At 62.9% G+C, this 16,414-nt stretch carries 13 protein-coding genes and 1 tRNA gene; all 14 read right to left on the bottom strand.

The features are described from left to right. Nucleotides 1-818, bottom strand: an 818-nt coding sequence (locus G315_RS0113530) for an elongation factor Tu (protein ID WP_019612688.1), incomplete at its 3' end; no start/stop codon positions are given. 45 nt (nt 819-863) lie between these two features. Beyond that, complete coding sequence (gene fusA, locus G315_RS0113525) at nt 864-2,960, bottom strand: elongation factor G (protein WP_018143875.1); 2,097 nt, start codon at nt 2,958-2,960, stop codon at nt 864-866. 22 nt (nt 2,961-2,982) lie between these two features. Beyond that, nucleotides 2,983-3,450: a 30S ribosomal protein S7 gene (gene rpsG / locus G315_RS0113520; protein WP_018143874.1), complete on the bottom strand. Its 468-nt coding sequence runs from the start codon at nt 3,448-3,450 to the stop codon at nt 2,983-2,985. A 33-nt stretch (nt 3,451-3,483) separates the two neighbouring features. Beyond that, the gene (gene rpsL / locus G315_RS0113515) at nt 3,484-3,858 is read right to left on the bottom strand and encodes a 30S ribosomal protein S12 (protein ID WP_018143873.1); all 375 of its coding nucleotides are present in this window, start codon (nt 3,856-3,858) and stop codon (nt 3,484-3,486) included. Between the two features lie 108 nt (nt 3,859-3,966). Beyond that, a complete protein-coding gene (gene rpoC / locus G315_RS0113510; RefSeq protein WP_018143872.1) occupies nt 3,967-8,187 on the bottom strand; it encodes a DNA-directed RNA polymerase subunit beta' in 4,221 nt (1,406 codons plus the stop codon). A 71-nt stretch (nt 8,188-8,258) separates the two neighbouring features. Then, nucleotides 8,259-12,338, bottom strand: a complete 4,080-nt coding sequence (rpoB, locus tag G315_RS0113505; protein ID WP_019612687.1) for a DNA-directed RNA polymerase subunit beta — start codon at nt 12,336-12,338, stop codon at nt 8,259-8,261. A 131-nt stretch (nt 12,339-12,469) separates the two neighbouring features. Then, nucleotides 12,470-12,847 carry a 50S ribosomal protein L7/L12 gene (gene rplL / locus G315_RS0113500; protein ID WP_018143870.1) on the bottom strand — a complete coding sequence of 126 codons (378 nt, stop codon included), beginning with the start codon at nt 12,845-12,847 and terminating at the stop codon, nt 12,470-12,472. 71 nt (nt 12,848-12,918) lie between these two features. After that, nucleotides 12,919-13,440: a 50S ribosomal protein L10 gene (rplJ, locus tag G315_RS0113495; protein ID WP_018143869.1), complete on the bottom strand. Its 522-nt coding sequence runs from the start codon at nt 13,438-13,440 to the stop codon at nt 12,919-12,921. A 214-nt stretch (nt 13,441-13,654) separates the two neighbouring features. Then, nucleotides 13,655-14,350: a 50S ribosomal protein L1 gene (rplA, locus tag G315_RS0113490; protein ID WP_018143868.1), complete on the bottom strand. Its 696-nt coding sequence runs from the start codon at nt 14,348-14,350 to the stop codon at nt 13,655-13,657. A gap of 1 nt (nt 14,351) precedes the next feature. After that, nucleotides 14,352-14,783, bottom strand: a complete 432-nt coding sequence (gene rplK / locus G315_RS0113485; RefSeq protein ID WP_018650512.1) for a 50S ribosomal protein L11 — start codon at nt 14,781-14,783, stop codon at nt 14,352-14,354. 65 nt (nt 14,784-14,848) lie between these two features. Beyond that, nucleotides 14,849-15,382, bottom strand: coding sequence for a transcription termination/antitermination protein NusG (gene nusG / locus G315_RS0113480; protein ID WP_017940468.1), 534 nt, complete (start codon nt 15,380-15,382; stop codon nt 14,849-14,851). Nucleotides 15,383-15,399: 17 nt separating this feature from the next. Next, entirely contained in the window at nt 15,400-15,765 is a 366-nt protein-coding gene (gene secE / locus G315_RS0113475; protein ID WP_018143866.1) for a preprotein translocase subunit SecE, read from the bottom strand. A gap of 37 nt (nt 15,766-15,802) precedes the next feature. Continuing rightward, nucleotides 15,803-15,878: transfer RNA gene (locus tag G315_RS0113470), tRNA-Trp, on the bottom strand. A gap of 86 nt (nt 15,879-15,964) precedes the next feature. Further along, a partial coding sequence (locus tag G315_RS0113465; RefSeq protein ID WP_019612686.1) for an EF-Tu/IF-2/RF-3 family GTPase occupies nt 15,965-16,414 on the bottom strand: 450 nt, incomplete at its 5' end.

Below are 16,414 nucleotides of genomic sequence, written 5' to 3'. Positions count from 1 at the left end.
GCTTCGCCCTGATCCAGCAGCTTGCGGAACATCTCGACACCGGTGACGGTGGTCTTCTGCGTGTCGCGAATGCCGACGATCTCGATCTCTTCGCCGACCTTCACCACGCCGCGCTCGATACGACCGGTCACCACGGTGCCGCGACCGGAGATCGAAAACACGTCTTCCACCGGCATCAGGTACGCGCCGTCCACGGCACGCTCCGGCTCCGGAATCCAGGTGTCCATCGCTTCGACCAGCTTGTAAATCGCCGGGGCGCCCACTTCGCTCTCGTCACCTTCCAGCGCCTTCAGCGCGGAACCGGTGATGACCGGGGTGTCGTCACCCGGGAAGTCGTACGAGGACAGCAGGTCGCGTACTTCCATCTCGACCAGCTCCAGTAGCTCCGGATCATCGACCATGTCGGCCTTGTTCAGGAACACCACGATGTACGGAACACCGACCTGACGCGCCAGCAGGATGTGCTCGCGGGTCTGCGGCATCGGGCCATCGGCCGCCGACACCACCAGGATCGCGCCATCCATCTGCGCCGCACCCGTGATCATGTTCTTCACGTAGTCCGCGTGACCGGGGCAATCAACGTGCGCATAGTGACGAAGGTCGGATTCGTACTCGACGTGCGCGGTCGCAATCGTAATACCGCGGGCCTTCTCTTCCGGCGCGTTGTCGATCTGGTCAAATGCACGGGCTTCACTACCGTACTTCTTGCCCAGCACCGCCGTCATCGCCGCCGTCAGCGTCGTTTTCCCATGGTCCACATGACCAATCGTACCCACATTCACATGCGGCTTCTTACGCTCGAACTTTTCCTTGGACACAGCTCAAACCTCTTTACAGTTCTTTCAAATAACGCGAATTCGGGATCAGGACGCTTTGGCGGCTACCGCCTCGGCGATCTGCGCGGGGGCCTCGGCGTACTTCTCGAATTCCATCGAGTAGGTCGCGCGACCCTGACTCATCGAGCGCAACTGGGTCGAGTAGCCGAACATCTCGGACAGGGGAACCTCGGCCCGCAGCAGCTTCTGCCCGGCGACGTCTTCCATGCCCTTCACCAGGCCACGACGGCGATTGAGGTCGCCCATCACGTCGCCCATGTACTCTTCGGGTGTCTCCACCTCGACCTTCATCATCGGCTCAAGAAGCACGGCGCCGGCCTTCAGCGCGCCTTCCTTGAACGCCATGGAGCCCGCAACCTTGAACGCCATCTCGTTGGAGTCAACGTCATGGTAGGAGCCGTCGAACAGCGTGACCTTCACGTCCTCGACCGGATAGCCGGCGAGCACACCATTGGACATCTGCTCGGCCACACCCTTGTTGACCGCCGGGATGTAGTCCTTGGGCACCACACCGCCCACGATGGCGTTCTCGAACTGGTACCCGCTACCGGGTTCCAGCGGTTCGAGGCGCAGCCACACGTGGCCATACTGGCCGCGACCGCCCGACTGCCGCACAAACTTGCCTTCCTGCTCGACCGTCTTGCGAATGGTCTCGCGGTAGGCCACCTGGGGCTGACCGACGTTCGCCTCGACCTTGAACTCGCGCTTCATGCGGTCCACCAGCACCTCGAGATGGAGCTCGCCCATACCCGAGATGATGGTCTGACCGGACTCTTCATCGGTATGCACCTTGAAGGACGGATCTTCCTGCGCCAGTTTGTTCAGCGCGATGCCCATCTTTTCCTGGTCGGTCTTGGTCTTCGGTTCGACCGCGATGGAGATCACCGGCTCCGGGAACTCCATGCGCTCGAGCTCGACCGGGTCATTCGGATCGCACAGCGTCGTACCGGTATACAGATCCTTCAGGCCCACTACCGCGCCGATGTCGCCTGCACGCAGCTCCTTGATTTCCTCGCGGGAGTTGGAGTGCATCTGCAGAATACGACCAATCCGCTCGCGGCGGTTGTTTTGCGTATTCAGCACCGAGTCCCCAGCCGCCAGCACGCCCGAATAAACGCGGACGAAGGTCAGGGATCCCACATAGGGGTCGGTCATGATCTTGAACGCCAAAGCCGCGAATGGCTCGTCGTCCGACGCGTGCTTGGCCACCGGCTCTTCGGTGCCCGCCTTCACGCCCTTGATCGCCTTGACCTCCTCCGGAGAGGGCAGGTACTCGACCACCGCGTCCAGCATTGCCTGGACGCCCTTGTTCTTGAACGCGGAACCGCACAGCATCGGGACAATCTCGAGCGCGAGCGTCCGCTGGCGCAGGGCCGACTTGACTTCTGCCTCGCTGAGATCGCCCTCGTTGAGGTACTTGTCCATCAGCTCTTCGTTCGCCTCGGCGGCGGCCTCGAGCATATTCTCGCGCCACTTGTCGGCTTCGGCCTTCAGGTCATCGGGGATGTCCTTGTACTCGAAGCTGATACCGAAGTTCTCTTCGTCCCAGTAGATCGCCTGCATCTTGACCAGGTCGATCACACCCTTGAACTGGTCCTCGGCGCCAATCGGCAGCTGGATCGGCACCGGGTTGGCCTGCAGCCGCTCCTTCATCTGCTCGTAGACACGCAGAAAGTCGGCGCCGGCGCGGTCCATCTTGTTGACGAACGCGAGACGCGGCACGGCGTACTTGGTTGCCTGACGCCAGACCGTCTCGGATTGCGGCTGCACACCGCCCACGGCGCAATACACCATGACCGCGCCGTCGAGCACGCGCATGGAACGTTCCACCTCGATGGTGAAGTCCACGTGCCCGGGAGTATCGATGATGTTCACTCGATGCTCGTCGAACTGCTTGGCCATGCCGGACCAGAAGCTGGTGGTCGCCGCGGAGGTAATGGTGATCCCGCGCTCCTGCTCCTGCTCCATCCAGTCCATCGTGGCGGCGCCGTCATGCACCTCGCCGATCTTGTGCGACAGGCCGGTATAGAACAGGATGCGCTCGGTCGTCGTCGTCTTGCCGGCGTCGATGTGCGCGCTGATCCCGATATTCCGGTAGCGCTTCAGTGGTGTCTTGCGTGCCACGGTGAGCCTCTCTAAATCTGGTTTACCAGCGGAAGTGAGCGAACGCCTTGTTCGCTTCCGCCATGCGGTGAGTGTCTTCGCGCTTCTTGACGGCCGAACCCTTGCTGTCCGAGGCGTCCATCAGTTCGCCAGCCAGCTTCAGGGCCATGGTGCGCTCGCCCCGCTTGCGGGCGGCCTCGACCACCCAGCGCATGGCCAGCGCATCTTGACGCACCGAGCGCACTTCCACCGGAACCTGGTAGGTCGCACCACCAACGCGGCGGGACTTCACCTCGACACGCGGGCGAATGTTGTCCAGGGCGCGTTCCAGCGCACCCATCCCGTCGCCCTGCTTGGACTCGATCTGGTCCAGGGCGCCATACACGACCTGTTCGGCGACGGACTTCTTGCCGTCACGCATCACCGTATTGATGAACTTGGCCAGGCGCTCGCTTCCGAACTTCGGGTCGGGGAGGATGTGACGCTTGGGGGCTGCTGCTCTTCTAGACATGTTTCAGTTCCCGGACTGGATCATGGATCACGGTTAGGATTTGGGACGCTTGGTGCCGTACTTGGACCGGCCCTGCATGCGCTTCTGCACACCCTGGGTGTCCAGGCTGCCGCGTACCGTGTGGTAACGCACACCCGGGAGGTCCTTAACACGGCCGCCACGAATCAGGACCACCGAGTGCTCCTGCAGGTTGTGGCCTTCCCCACCGATGTAGCTACTCACTTCGTAGCCGTTGGTCAGCCGCACGCGCGCAACCTTGCGCAGCGCGGAGTTCGGCTTCTTCGGGGTGGTCGTGTAGACACGGGTGCAGACCCCGCGCTTCTGCGGGGAACCCTGCAGCGCCGGCACGTCGCTCTTTTCGACGGGGCGCTTGCGGGGCTTGCGTACCAACTGGTTGATCGTGGCCATGAAACCCTTTCTCCTAGCCTAAAAATAACGACAGGCCGGCGCCGAGACCGGACTGTCGAGGGAGCGGAAGTCTAATCGCCGCCCCCGTGAGTGTCAAGGTGGGACGGGTCACTCGGACCCGTCTTCCGTGGTGCCCGGATCGGTCGTGGCCGGTTCGGAGTCGGCGATCACCGCCGGCGCCTCCGCGACCGCCTCGAACTCGGGCATTTCCAGTGCGCGCTTGCGGCGACGCTCCTTGTGATAGGCGAGGCCCGTCCCCGCGGGGATCAGGCGTCCGACAATCACGTTTTCCTTCAGGCCGCGCAGATCATCACGCGCACCGCGGGTCGAGGCCTCGGTGAGCACACGGGTGGTCTCCTGGAAGGAGGCCGCAGAGATGAACGACTCGGTCACCAGCGACGCCTTGGTGATACCCAGGAGCACGCGCTCGTAGGTTGCCGGCTGCTTGTCGGCACCCAGCTGCTCGTTCTCCTCCAGCACCCGAATGCGATCCACCTGGTCCCCGGCGAGGAACTTGGTGTCGCCGGCGTCCTCGATGTTCACCTTGCGCATCATCTGGCGGACGATCACCTCGATGTGCTTGTCGTTGATCTTCACACCCTGGAGACGGTAAACGTCCTGGATCTCCTGGACCTGGTACTCGGCCAGGGTGGTGACACCGCGCAGACGGATGATGTCATGCGGATCCAGTTCACCGTCCACCACGACCTCGCCACGCTCGACGCGCTCGCCTTCGAACACGTTCACGGTACGCAGCTTGGGAATCATCATCTCGACCGGGTCACCCTTGTCCGGGGTGATCACGAGACGCTGCTTGCCCTTGGTCTCCTTGCCGAAGGACACGGTGCCCGAGATCTCGGCCAGCACCGCCGGCTCCTTGGGACGCCGCGCCTCGAACAAGTCGGCCACACGCGGCAGACCCCCGGTGATGTCACGCGTCTTGGAGGATTCCTGCGGCAGACGGGCAATGACGTCACCCACCTCGACCCGGGCGTTGTCCTCCAGGTTGAAGATCGCATTGGCCGGCAGCATGTACTGCGCGGGCATGTCGGTCCCCGGGATGTACACCTCGTTGCCGTCGTCGTCCAGCAGCTTGACCGTCGGGCGCAGATCCTTGCCCGCCGTAGAGCGGCTCTTCGGATCCAGGACCACATTGGACGACAGGCCGGTGAACTCATCGGTCTCCTTGGTGACCGTCACGTTCTCCACGAAGTCCGCGAGGCGCAGGTTACCGGCCACCTCGGTGACGATCGGATGCGTATGCGGATCCCAGCTCGCGACTTCCTGCCCGGCTTCGACGGCATCGCTGTCGTGGACCGTGATAAGCGCGCCATAGGGAATCTTGTAGCGCTCCCGTTCGCGACCCTGATCGTCGATCACCCCCAGCTCGCCGGAGCGCGAGACCGCGACCAGGTTGCCGGCCTTGTTGGTGACCGTCTTCAGGTTATGCAGACGGACAGAACCGGAGCTCTTCACCTGGATCGCACTGACCGTCACGGCACGGCTCGCGGCCCCGCCGATATGGAAGGTACGCATCGTCAGCTGGGTACCCGGCTCGCCGATCGACTGCGCGGCGATGACGCCCACGGCCTCGCCGGCGTTGACCTCGTGGCCACGCGCCAGGTCACGCCCATAGCACTTGGCACAAATGCCCTGGCGGGTCTCGCAGGTAATCGCGGAACGCACCAGCACTTCGTCGACCGATGCGGCATCCAGGGAGTCCACCATGGCCTCATCCAGCAGCGTGCCGGCCGGGATCAATACCTCATCGGTACCCGGGCGCAGCACATCGACCGCAGTGGTCCGCCCGAGCACGCGGTCGCGCAATGGCTCGACCACGTCGCCACCTTCGATGATCGGCTTCATCTGCAGCCCCTGCTGGGTCCCGCAATCCGGTTGGGTCACCACCACGTCTTGCGAGACATCCACCAGGCGGCGGGTCAGGTAGCCCGAGTTCGCGGTCTTGAGCGCGGTATCGGCCAGCCCCTTACGCGCGCCGTGGGTCGAGATGAAGTACTGCAAGACGTTGAGACCTTCGCGGAAGTTCGCGGTGATCGGCGTCTCGATGATCGAGCCGTCCGGCTTGGCCATCAGGCCACGCATGCCGGCCAGCTGACGGATCTGCGCGGCGGAGCCACGCGCACCGGAGTCGGCCATCATGAAGATCGAGTTGAACGAGTTCTGCTCGACCGTCTCGCCGTCCTTGTTGACGACCTTCTCCTTGCCGAGCCGCTCCATCATGGCCTTGGCGACCTGGTCATTACAGTGAGACCAGATGTCCACGACCTTGTTGTAACGCTCGCCCTTGGTCACGAGACCCGAGGCGTACTGGTTCTCGATCTCCTTAACCTGTTCTTCGGCGCCCTGCAGAATCGGCTGCTTCTCGTCCGGGATCACCATGTCGTCGGCGCAGAAGGAGACGCCGGCACGGGTGGAGTAGTAGAAGCCCGCGTACATCAGCTGGTCCGCGAACACCACCGTATCCTTCAGACCCAGGCGGCGATAGCACTGGTTGATCAGGCCGGAGATCGCCTTCTTGTTTAGCTCGCGGTCGATCAGCTCGAACGGCAGACCCTTGGGCATGATGCGCGACAGGATCGCTCGACCCACGGTGGTCTCCAGGCGCAGGTACGGCAGGCTCTCGCCCTCGCCCACCTCGGCCATGGTGTCCGCAATCCGCACGGTAATACGTGCGTGCAGGTCGACCTGCTTGTGCTCGTAGGCGCGGTGGACTTCATCCACGTCGGCGAACGTCATGCCTTCGCCTTTCGCGTTCACCTTCTCGCGCGACAGGTAGTAGAGCCCCAGGACAATATCCTGCGACGGCACGATGATCGGCTCGCCGTTGGCCGGGGACAGCACATTGTTGGAGGACAGCATCAGCGTGCGCGCCTCCAGCTGGGCCTCCAGCGACAGCGGCACATGCACGGCCATCTGGTCACCGTCGAAGTCCGCGTTGAACGCGGCGCAGACCAGCGGGTGCAGCTGGATCGCCTTGCCCTCGATCAGCACCGGCTCGAACGCCTGGATCCCCAGGCGGTGCAGGGTCGGCGCGCGGTTCAGCATGACCGGGTGCTCGCGGATCACCTCTTCCAGGATATCCCAGACCTCGGGACCTTCCTTTTCCACCGCCTTCTTGGCGGCCTTGATGGTGGTCGCGAGACCACGGCGCTGCAGCTTGCCGAAGATGAACGGCTTGAACAGCTCCAGCGCCATGCGCTTGGGCAGACCGCACTGGTGCAGGCGCAGGGTCGGGCCCACCACGATCACCGAGCGACCGGAGTAGTCAACACGCTTGCCCAGCAGGTTCTGGCGGAAGCGGCCCTGCTTGCCCTTGATCATGTCAGCCAGGGACTTCAGCGGGCGCTTGTTGGTACCGGTGATGGCACGGCCGCGACGGCCGTTGTCCAGCAGCGCGTCCACGGACTCCTGCAGCATGCGCTTTTCGTTGCGCACGATGATGTCCGGGGCATTCAGCTCCAGCAAGCGACGCAGACGGTTGTTGCGGTTGATCACCCGGCGGTACAGATCATTGAGGTCGGAGGTCGCAAACCGGCCGCCATCCAGCGGCACCAGCGGACGCAGGTCCGGCGGCAGTACCGGCAGCACCTTCATGATCATCCACTCCGGCTTGTTGCCGGAATCGAGGAAGGCCTCGACCAGCTTGAGCCGCTTGCCGAAGCGCTTGATCTTGGTCTCGGAACCGGTCTCGCTCAGGTCCTGGCGCAGCTTCGTCGCCTCGGCGGGCAGATCCATTTCCTTCAACAGACTCAGCACGGCCTCCGCGCCCATCAGCGCGGTGAAGTCGTCACCGTGCTCTTCCATCGCCTCGAGGTATTCCTCGTCGGTCAGGAGCTGGCGCTTCTCCAGCGTGGTGAAGCCCGGATCGGTGACGATGAAGGACTCGAAGTACAGGACCTTCTCGATGTCCTTCAGGGTCATGTCGAGCAGCAGGCCAATACGGGACGGCAAGCTCTTCAGGTACCAGATGTGGGCAACCGGCGAGGCCAGATCGATATGGCCCATGCGCTCGCGCCGTACCTTGGTCTGGGTCACTTCGACGCCGCACTTCTCGCACACCACGCCACGGTGCTTCAGGCGCTTGTACTTGCCGCACAGGCACTCGTAGTCCTTCACCGGCCCGAAGATCTTCGCGCAGAACAGGCCATCACGCTCCGGCTTGAACGTCCGGTAATTGATGGTTTCCGGCTTCTTCACCTCGCCAAAGGACCAGGAACGGATCTGGTCCGGGGACGCAAGACCGATGCGGATCGCATCGAACTCTTCCGGCTGGGTCTGTTGCTTGAACAGATTCAGGAGGTCTTTCATTCGCTTGCCTCACAAACTTGGTTTCGAGGGGCGCACTGCGCCCCATCGGATCACAATCGGATCGGAGAAGATCAGTCCTGCTCGAGCTCGATATTGATGCCGAGCGCCTTGATCTCCTTCATGAGCACGTTGAACGACTCGGGGACGTTGGCCTCCATGTGGTGCTCACCGTCAACGATGTTCTTGTACATCTTGTTGCGGCCCTGCACGTCGTCCGCCTTCACCGTCAGCATTTCCTGCAAGGTGTAGGCGGCGCCGTAGGCCTCCAGTGCCCAGACCTCCATTTCGCCGAAGCGCTGACCACCGAACTGCGCCTTGCCGCCCAGCGGCTGCTGGGTGACCAGCGAATACGGGCCGGTGGAACGTGCATGCATCTTGTCGTCGACCAGATGGTTCAGCTTCAGCATGTGCATGTAGCCCACGGTGACCGGGCGGTCGAAGCCGTCCCCGGTACGCCCGTCGTACAACTGGGCCTGCCCCGTTTCCGGCAGGTCCGCCAGACGCAGCATCTCCTTGATCTCGGCCTCTTCGGCGCCGTCGAACACCGGCGTCGCCATCGGCACGCCACCGCGCAGGTTGCGGCACAGGGTGATGATCTCGGGGTCCGACATGGAGTCGAGGTCCACCTTGCGTTCGCGGTTGTTGTAGATCTTGTCGAGGAACTCGCGCAGCTTGGCGATCTCGCCTTGCGCCTCGAGCATGCGGTTGATCTTGTGGCCGAGACCTCGGGCCGCCCAACCCAGGTGCACTTCCAGCACCTGGCCGACGTTCATGCGCGAGGGCACGCCCAACGGGTTCAGCACCACGTCGACCGGGGTACCGTCCTCGAGGAACGGCATGTCCTCTTCCGGCACGATCATCGAGATCACGCCCTTGTTCCCGTGGCGACCGGCCATCTTGTCGCCCGGCTGCAGGCGGCGTTTCACGGCCACGTAGACCTTGACCATCTTCTGCACGCCTGGCGGCAGGTCGTCGCCCGCGGCCAGCTTGGCCTTCTGGTGCTCGAACTTCTTCTCGAACGCCTCGTGCTGATCCTTGATCTGGCGACCCAGGTCTTCCAGCTGGCTGTTGACCGCATCGTCCTGCAGGCGGACCTCGAACCACTTGTCGCGGGACAGCCCCTGCAAATACTTCTTGGTCACCTTGGAGCCATCACCCAGCCCATCCGGGCCACCGGCGGCGGTCTTGTTGACCAGCAGCCGCTCGACGCGGGCGTAGATGTCATCCTCGTAGATGCGCAGCTGGTCCTTCAGGTCCTTCTGCACAGCGGCGAGATCGTCGGCCTCGATCGACCGGGCGCGGGCGTCTTTCTCCACACCGTCGCGGGTGAAAACACGCACGTCGATCACCGTCCCCTCGATGCCGGACGGCACACGCAGGGAGGTGTCCTTCACGTCCGAGGCCTTCTCGCCAAAGATCGCCCTCAGGAGCTTCTCTTCCGGCGTTAGCTGGGTCTCGCCCTTCGGCGTGACCTTGCCGACCAGGATGTCGCCCGGGTTCACCTCGGCCCCGACGTAGACCACGCCGGATTCGTCCAGCTTGTTCAGCAACGACTCGGAGACGTTCGGGATGTCCGCGGTGATCTCTTCCTGGCCCAGCTTGGTGTCACGAGCGACACAGTTGAGCTCCTCGATGTGGATCGTGGTGTAACGATCCTCCTGCACCACGCGCTCCGAGATCAGAATCGAGTCCTCGAAGTTGTAGCCATTCCAGGGCATGAACGCGACCATCATGTTCTGCCCCAGCGCCAGCTCGCCCAGATCCGTGGACGAGCCATCGGCAATCGCGTCACCGCGGGCGATTTCGTCGCCCACCGCAACCAGGGGACGCTGGTTGATGGAGGTGTTCTGGTTGGAACGCGAGTACTTGGTGAGGTTGTAGATATCCACGCCCGGCTCGCCGGCGACGGTTTCGTCGTCGTTCACACGGACCACCACACGACCGGCGTCCACCGAGTCCACCGTGCCGCCGCGCTTGGCGACGATCGCGGAGCCGGAGTCAATGGCGACGGCGCGCTCGATACCGGTACCCACCAGCGGCTTGTCGGCCCGCAGGCACGGCACGGCCTGACGCTGCATGTTCGCGCCCATCAGCGCGCGGTTGGCATCGTCATGCTCCAGGAAGGGCAGCAACGCGGCGGCCACGGACACGATCTGCTTCGGCGAGACGTCCATGTACTGGATCTTGTCCGGAGACGAGATCGTGAACTCTTCCTGGTGACGGCAGGACACGAGGTCATCGCTCAGGCGACCTTCCTCGTCCATCGCCGCGTTCGCCTGGGCGATCACGTACTGGCTCTCTTCGATCGCGGAGAGGTAGACGATCTCCTCGGTCACTTTGCCCTCTTCGACCTTGCGATACGGCGTCTCCAGGAAGCCGTAGCGGTTGGTGCGGGCATACACGGCCAGCGAGTTGATCAGACCGATGTTCGGGCCTTCCGGAGTCTCGATCGGGCACACGCGACCGTAATGCGTCGGGTGCACGTCGCGCACTTCGAAGCCGGCACGTTCGCGGGTAAGCCCGCCCGGGCCCAGGGCCGAGATACGCCGTTTGTGCGTAACCTCGGACAGCGGGTTGTTCTGGTCCATGAACTGGGACAGCTGGCTGGACCCGAAGAATTCCTTGACCGCGGCGGCCACCGGCTTGGCGTTGATCAGCTCCTGCGGCATCAGGCCTTCGCTCTCGGCGACGGTGAGACGCTCCTTGACCGCGCGTTCGACACGCACCAGGCCCAGGCGGAACTGGTTTTCCGCCATCTCGCCCACGCTGCGGATGCGGCGGTTGCCCAGATGGTCGATGTCATCGGTACGGCCGTTGCCGTTACGCAGGTCGATCAGCACCTTCAGGACATCCAGGATGTCCGTCGGCGACAGGACGCCCTCGCCCTCGTCGGTGTCACGCCCCACGCGGCGGTTGAATTTCATCCGGCCCACAGCGGACAGGTCGTAGCGATCTTCCGAGAAGAACAGGTTGGAGAACAGGTTCTCCGCAGCGTCCTTGGTCGGCGGCTCGCCCGGGCGCATCACGCGGTAGATCTCGACCTGGGCCTCCAGCTGGCTCTTGGTCGGGTCCAGACGCAGCGTATCCGACATGTACGGACCGTGGTCGTAGTCGTTGGTGTAGATGGTCTCCAGCGAGTTCACGCCCTCGGCGCGCAGCTTGTCGAGCATCTCCTGGGTCAAGGCGTCATTGGCATTGGCGATCAGTTCCCCGGTGGACTCATCCACCACGCCCTTGGCCAGCACCCGACCCAGCAGGTATTCGTCCGGCACCCGCAGGGTGTTGATGCCGGCCTTCTCGATCTCCCGGATATGGCGCGGCGTAATACGCCGACCGGCCTCGACAATGACGGTTTCGCCATCGGTAATGTCGATCACGGCAGTCTCGCCGCGCATGCGCTCGGGGATCAGGTCCAGCTCGCCGCCGTCATCGTCGAGGGTGAGCTGATTGAATTCGAAAAAGGTGGTGAGGATCTCTTCGGTATCCATACCCAGTGCGCGCAGCAGGATCGACGCCGGCAGCTTGCGGCGACGGTCGATGCGCACGAAGACCCCGTCCTTGGCGTCGAACTCGAAATCGAGCCAGGAGCCGCGGTACGGAATAATGCGGGCGTTATAAAGCAGTTTCTGTGCACTGCCCTGGGTCTTGCCCTTGTCGCTGTCGAAGAACACGCCCGGCGAGCGGTGCAACTGCGACACGATTACGCGTTCGGTACCGTTGATGACAAAGGTGCCGTTCTCGGTCATGAGCGGCATTTCGCCCATATAGACTTCCTGCTCCTTGACCTCCTTGACCACGGTGGAACCCGCCGGGGCTTCCTTGTCGTGGATCACCAGGCGCAAGAGGACACGCAGCGGGGCCGCATAGGTCACGCCACGGATCTGGCATTCCTTCACGTCGAACATCGGTTCGCCCAGGCGATAGCTCACGTACTCGAGCTGGACATGACCGGAATAACTGACGATGGGGAAAACCGACTGAAACGCCGCATGCAGGCCCATCGGATCCCGCCCGTCGGACGCTCGGTCCGCCTGCAGGAAATCCCGATAGGAGGTCAGCTGGGTTTCCAGCAGGTACGGAACTTCGAGGATCTGGGGACGCTTCCCGAAGTCCTTGCGGATACGTTTCTTTTCGGTATAACTGAGGGCCATGGCTTACCTCGGAGGCTAGCTGAACAACGCGCGACAAAACACGCGCCACCACGGGCTGAGGCTGGCGACCAAACGGCCGCCAGCCTCAGGGCTTCGTGATGTACACGAAAACAACAGGCGCAAGCGCCTTCTTACTTCAGTTCGACGGTGGCGCCCGCGCCTTCCAGCTCCGCCTTCATCTTCTCGGCCTCGTCCTTCGGAGCGCCTTCCTTCACGGTCGCCGGCACGCCTTCGACCATTTCCTTGGCTTCCTTCAGACCCAGACCGGTCAGGCCGCGGACGACCTTGATGACGCCGACCTTGTTCTCGCCGAAGCTCGACATCACGACGTCGAACTCGTCCTTGACTTCAGCGGCAGCGGCTTCGCCACCAGCGGCAGCCGGGGCGGCCGCAACAGCGGCAGCGGCGGACACGCCGAACTTCTCTTCCATCTCGCTGATCAGGTCCACAATCTCCAGGACCGTCATGTTGCCGATGGCTTCCAGGATATCTTCTTTCGAAACGGCCATTTCTTAATCTCCTAACGGGTCGAGCCCGAATTCATTCAGTACATGCTGCAGAAGCAGGCTTGAAGGGTTCTTCAGGCTGCCTGCTTCTGATCACGGATTGCTGCAACGGTACGCACAAGCTTGCCCGGGACTTCGTTCACCGTACGGGCGAACTTGTCGAGCGGTGCCTTCATCGTGGCGAGCAGCTGCGAGAGCGCCTCGTCACGGGTCGGCAGGCTCGCGAGGCGATCGAGATCGTTCGCCCCCATGAGCTGCCCACCAAAGGACACCAGCCGGACCTTCAGCTGATCGTTTTCCTTGGCGAAGTTCTTCACCAGGCGTGCCGCGGAGCCAGGCTCCTCTTCACTGAAGGCAAGGATCAGCGGACCCTGCAGCTCGGGCTGCATGCACGCGAAATCCGTACCCTCAATGGCACGCTTGGCGAGGTTGTTCTTCACCACCCGCAGATAGACCCCGGTAGTGCGGGCCTGCCGACGAAGGTCGGTCATCTGCGCGACCGAGAGACCCCGGTACTCCGCGGCGACCGCGGAATGCGCCGAGGCAGCAACCGTAGCCAGCTCCGAGACAATCGCCTTCTTGTCGTCGAGATTCAAAGCCACGTTGACTCTCCTCTAGTAAGACCACCCGGAGGTGATCGTGAAACCGGGCGAACCCGGCACTTCGGTGCTCCCGTCGCAGGTACTTCCTGAATCGGGTGACACCATCTGCGCAGGCTGGAGTATTAAGCCGGGCCCTGGAGCTCGGCGCCTGCGGTCTTGGATGGCGTGCCGCTTGCGCGACAGCCGACCAAAAACCGTATTTTCTTGCTTAGAGCTCCAACGAGCCCTGATCGACCTTGACGCCCGGACCCATGGTGGTGGAGACGACCACGCCCTTGACGTACTGCCCCTTGGAGGTCGCCGGCTTCATCTTCAGCAGATCGGCCAGCAGGGCGTTCAGATTGTCGGTAAGCGAATTCGTGTCGAAATCGGCCGCGCCAATAGTGCAGTGGACGATGCCACCCTTGTCGGTGCGGTAGCGCACCTGACCACCCTTGGCATTGGTCACCGCGGTGGCCACATCCGGGGTCACGGTGCCGACCTTCGGGTTCGGCATCAAGCCGCGCGGGCCGAGGATCTGGCCGAGCTGGCCGACCACGCGCATCGCATCCGGGGAGGCGATCACCACGTCGAAGTCCATCTGGCCGGCCTTCACCTGCTCGGCGAGGTCGTCCATGCCGACGACATCGGCCCCGGCTTCCTTGGCGGCATCGGCGTTCGCACCCTGGGTGAACACGGCCACGCGCACAGTCTTGCCATTGCCATGCGGCAACACGGTGGAACCGCGCACCACCTGGTCGGATTTGCGCGGGTCCACACCGAGGTTCACGGCAACGTCCACGGACTCGCGGAACTTGGCCTTGGGCAGGTCACGCAGGAGATCAAAGGCTTCGGTGACCGGATACAGGTGACCCGCCTCAACCTTCTCGCGATAGGCCTGCATACGCTTGGAAAGCTTCGCCATGTCAGAGACCCTCCACTTCGAGGCCCATACTGCGGGCACTGCCGGCGATGGTACGCACGGCGGCATCGAGATCGGCCGCGGTCATATCCGGTTCCTTGGTCTTCGCAATTTCTTCCAGCTGGGCGCGCGTCACGGTGCCAACCTTGTTGGTGTTCGGCTGACCGGAACCGGACTGAATGCCGGCCGCCTTCTTCAGCAGGACCGCCGCCGGGGGCGTCTTGGTAATGAACGTGAAGCTGCGATCCGCGTACACGGTGATCACCACCGGAATCGGCAGACCGGGTTCCATCTCCTGGGTCTGGGCGTTGAACGCCTTGCAGAACTCCATGATGTTCACGCCGCGCTGACCCAGTGCCGGGCCCACGGGCGGGCTCGGGTTGGCCTTGCCAGCCGCCACCTGAAGCTTGATATACGCTTCGATTTTCTTTGCCATGAGGACTCCCTCGGGTGCGAACGCCTTGCGGCTCCCCGATTAACAGGTAATGACGCTTGCGCGTCTCAGGTTTTTTCGACTTGGTGGAACTCGAGTTCCACGGGCGTCGACCGCCCGAAAATCTGAACCGCCACCAGCAGACGACTCTTGTCGTAGTTGACTTCTTCGACCACGCCATTGAAATCGTTGAACGGGCCGTCGATGACGCGGACCATTTCGCCCACCTCGAACAGCACCTTCGGACGCGGCTTCTCCGCGCCTTCCTGCATGCGCTGCAGAATCGCGTCGGCTTCCTTGTCGCTGATCGGCGCCGGACGGTCCGCTGTGCCACCGATGAAGCCGAGCACGCGCGGCACGGCCTTGACGAGATGCCAGGCCTCGTCGTTGAGGTCCATCTGAACCAGAACATAGCCGGGGAAGAACTTGCGCTCACTCTTGCGCTTCTGGCCGTCCTTCATCTCGACGACCTCCTCGGTGGGCACCAGGATTTCGCCAAAGTGGTCCTGCATGCCGAAACGCTCGATGCGTTCCTCCAGGGACCGCTTCACCTGTGCCTCGAAACCCGAGAATGCCTGTACGACGTACCAGCGTAGTGCCATGGGGAAAATCCTGCTGCTTATCCGATGAACCGACTGATGCCCCAGCCCAGGAACATGTCCAGGAGCCAGAGCATGATCCCCACCAGGATCACGACGGCAATGACGATCAGCGTGGTCTGGGTCGTCTCTACGCGGGTGGGCCACACCATCTTGCGCACCTCGGTGCGCGCGTTGCCCATAAAGCCGGCGAGCTGGCTGCCCTTGGCGGTCGTCATCGCGATCCCGATGGCGACCCCCACGACGGCAAGCAGCCCGAGGACGCGAATCAGAGTGGATTCGTCCTGGAACCAATAGAAGCCCATGACGCCGGCAATCAGCAGCGCCACGGCCACCGCGAGCTTGGCGGTATCAAGCACGCCGGTCTGTTCCGATTGTTCACTCATGAATACGTATCACCCGGTGCTGCCGCCATCTCGAAGATGGCAGGCCAGGAGGGACTCGAACCCCCAACCTGCGGTTTTGGAGACCGCTGCTCTGCCAATTGAGCTACTGGCCTAGAAATCGAATCGACAAGAAACAAACGCGAGAGACGACGCACGGGGCGCCGCCTCTCGCGGTCAGTCTGTCAACTTGTCTACTGTATCACTCGATGATCTTGGAGACGACGCCGGCGCCCACAGTGCGGCCGCCTTCGCGGATCGCAAAGCGCAGACCGTCTTCCATCGCGATCGGATTGATCAGGGACACCGTCATCTTCACGTTGTCACCCGGCATCACCATCTCGGTGCCTTCCGGAAGCTCCACCGAGCCCGTCACGTCCGTCGTGCGGAAGTAGAACTGCGGACGGTAACCGTTGAAGAACGGCGTGTGACGACCGCCCTCTTCCTTGCCCAGGATGTACACCTCGGCCTCGAAGTGCGTGTGCGGGGTAATCGAACCCGGCTTGCACAGCACCTGACCACGCTGGACGTCGTCACGCTTGGTGCCGCGCAGCAGAATGCCGACGTTGTCGCCCGCTTCGCCCTGATCCAGCAGCTTGCGGAACATCTCGACACCGGTGACGGTGGTCTTCTGCGTGTCGCGAATGCCGAC

This window comes from Thioalkalivibrio sp. AKL7, assembly GCF_000381705.1.
Taxonomy (GTDB): domain Bacteria; phylum Pseudomonadota; class Gammaproteobacteria; order Ectothiorhodospirales; family Ectothiorhodospiraceae; genus Thioalkalivibrio; species Thioalkalivibrio versutus.
Note: the sequence above shows the minus strand (reverse complement) of the source record. Positions and strands in the feature narration are given on the sequence as shown.

Coding starts and splice junctions, on each gene's coding strand:
- rpsG (WP_018143874.1), bottom strand. CDS start 3,450: ATGTCTAGAAGAGCAGCAGCCCCCAAGCGTCACATCCTCCCCGACCCG.
- rpsL (WP_018143873.1), bottom strand. CDS start 3,858: ATGGCCACGATCAACCAGTTGGTACGCAAGCCCCGCAAGCGCCCCGTC.
- rpoC (WP_018143872.1), bottom strand. CDS start 8,187: ATGAAAGACCTCCTGAATCTGTTCAAGCAACAGACCCAGCCGGAAGAG.
- rpoB (WP_019612687.1), bottom strand. CDS start 12,338: ATGGCCCTCAGTTATACCGAAAAGAAACGTATCCGCAAGGACTTCGGG.
- rplL (WP_018143870.1), bottom strand. CDS start 12,847: ATGGCCGTTTCGAAAGAAGATATCCTGGAAGCCATCGGCAACATGACG.
- rplA (WP_018143868.1), bottom strand. CDS start 14,350: ATGGCGAAGCTTTCCAAGCGTATGCAGGCCTATCGCGAGAAGGTTGAG.
- rplK (WP_018650512.1), bottom strand. CDS start 14,783: ATGGCAAAGAAAATCGAAGCGTATATCAAGCTTCAGGTGGCGGCTGGC.
- nusG (WP_017940468.1), bottom strand. CDS start 15,382: ATGGCACTACGCTGGTACGTCGTACAGGCATTCTCGGGTTTCGAGGCA.
- secE (WP_018143866.1), bottom strand. CDS start 15,765: ATGAGTGAACAATCGGAACAGACCGGCGTGCTTGATACCGCCAAGCTC.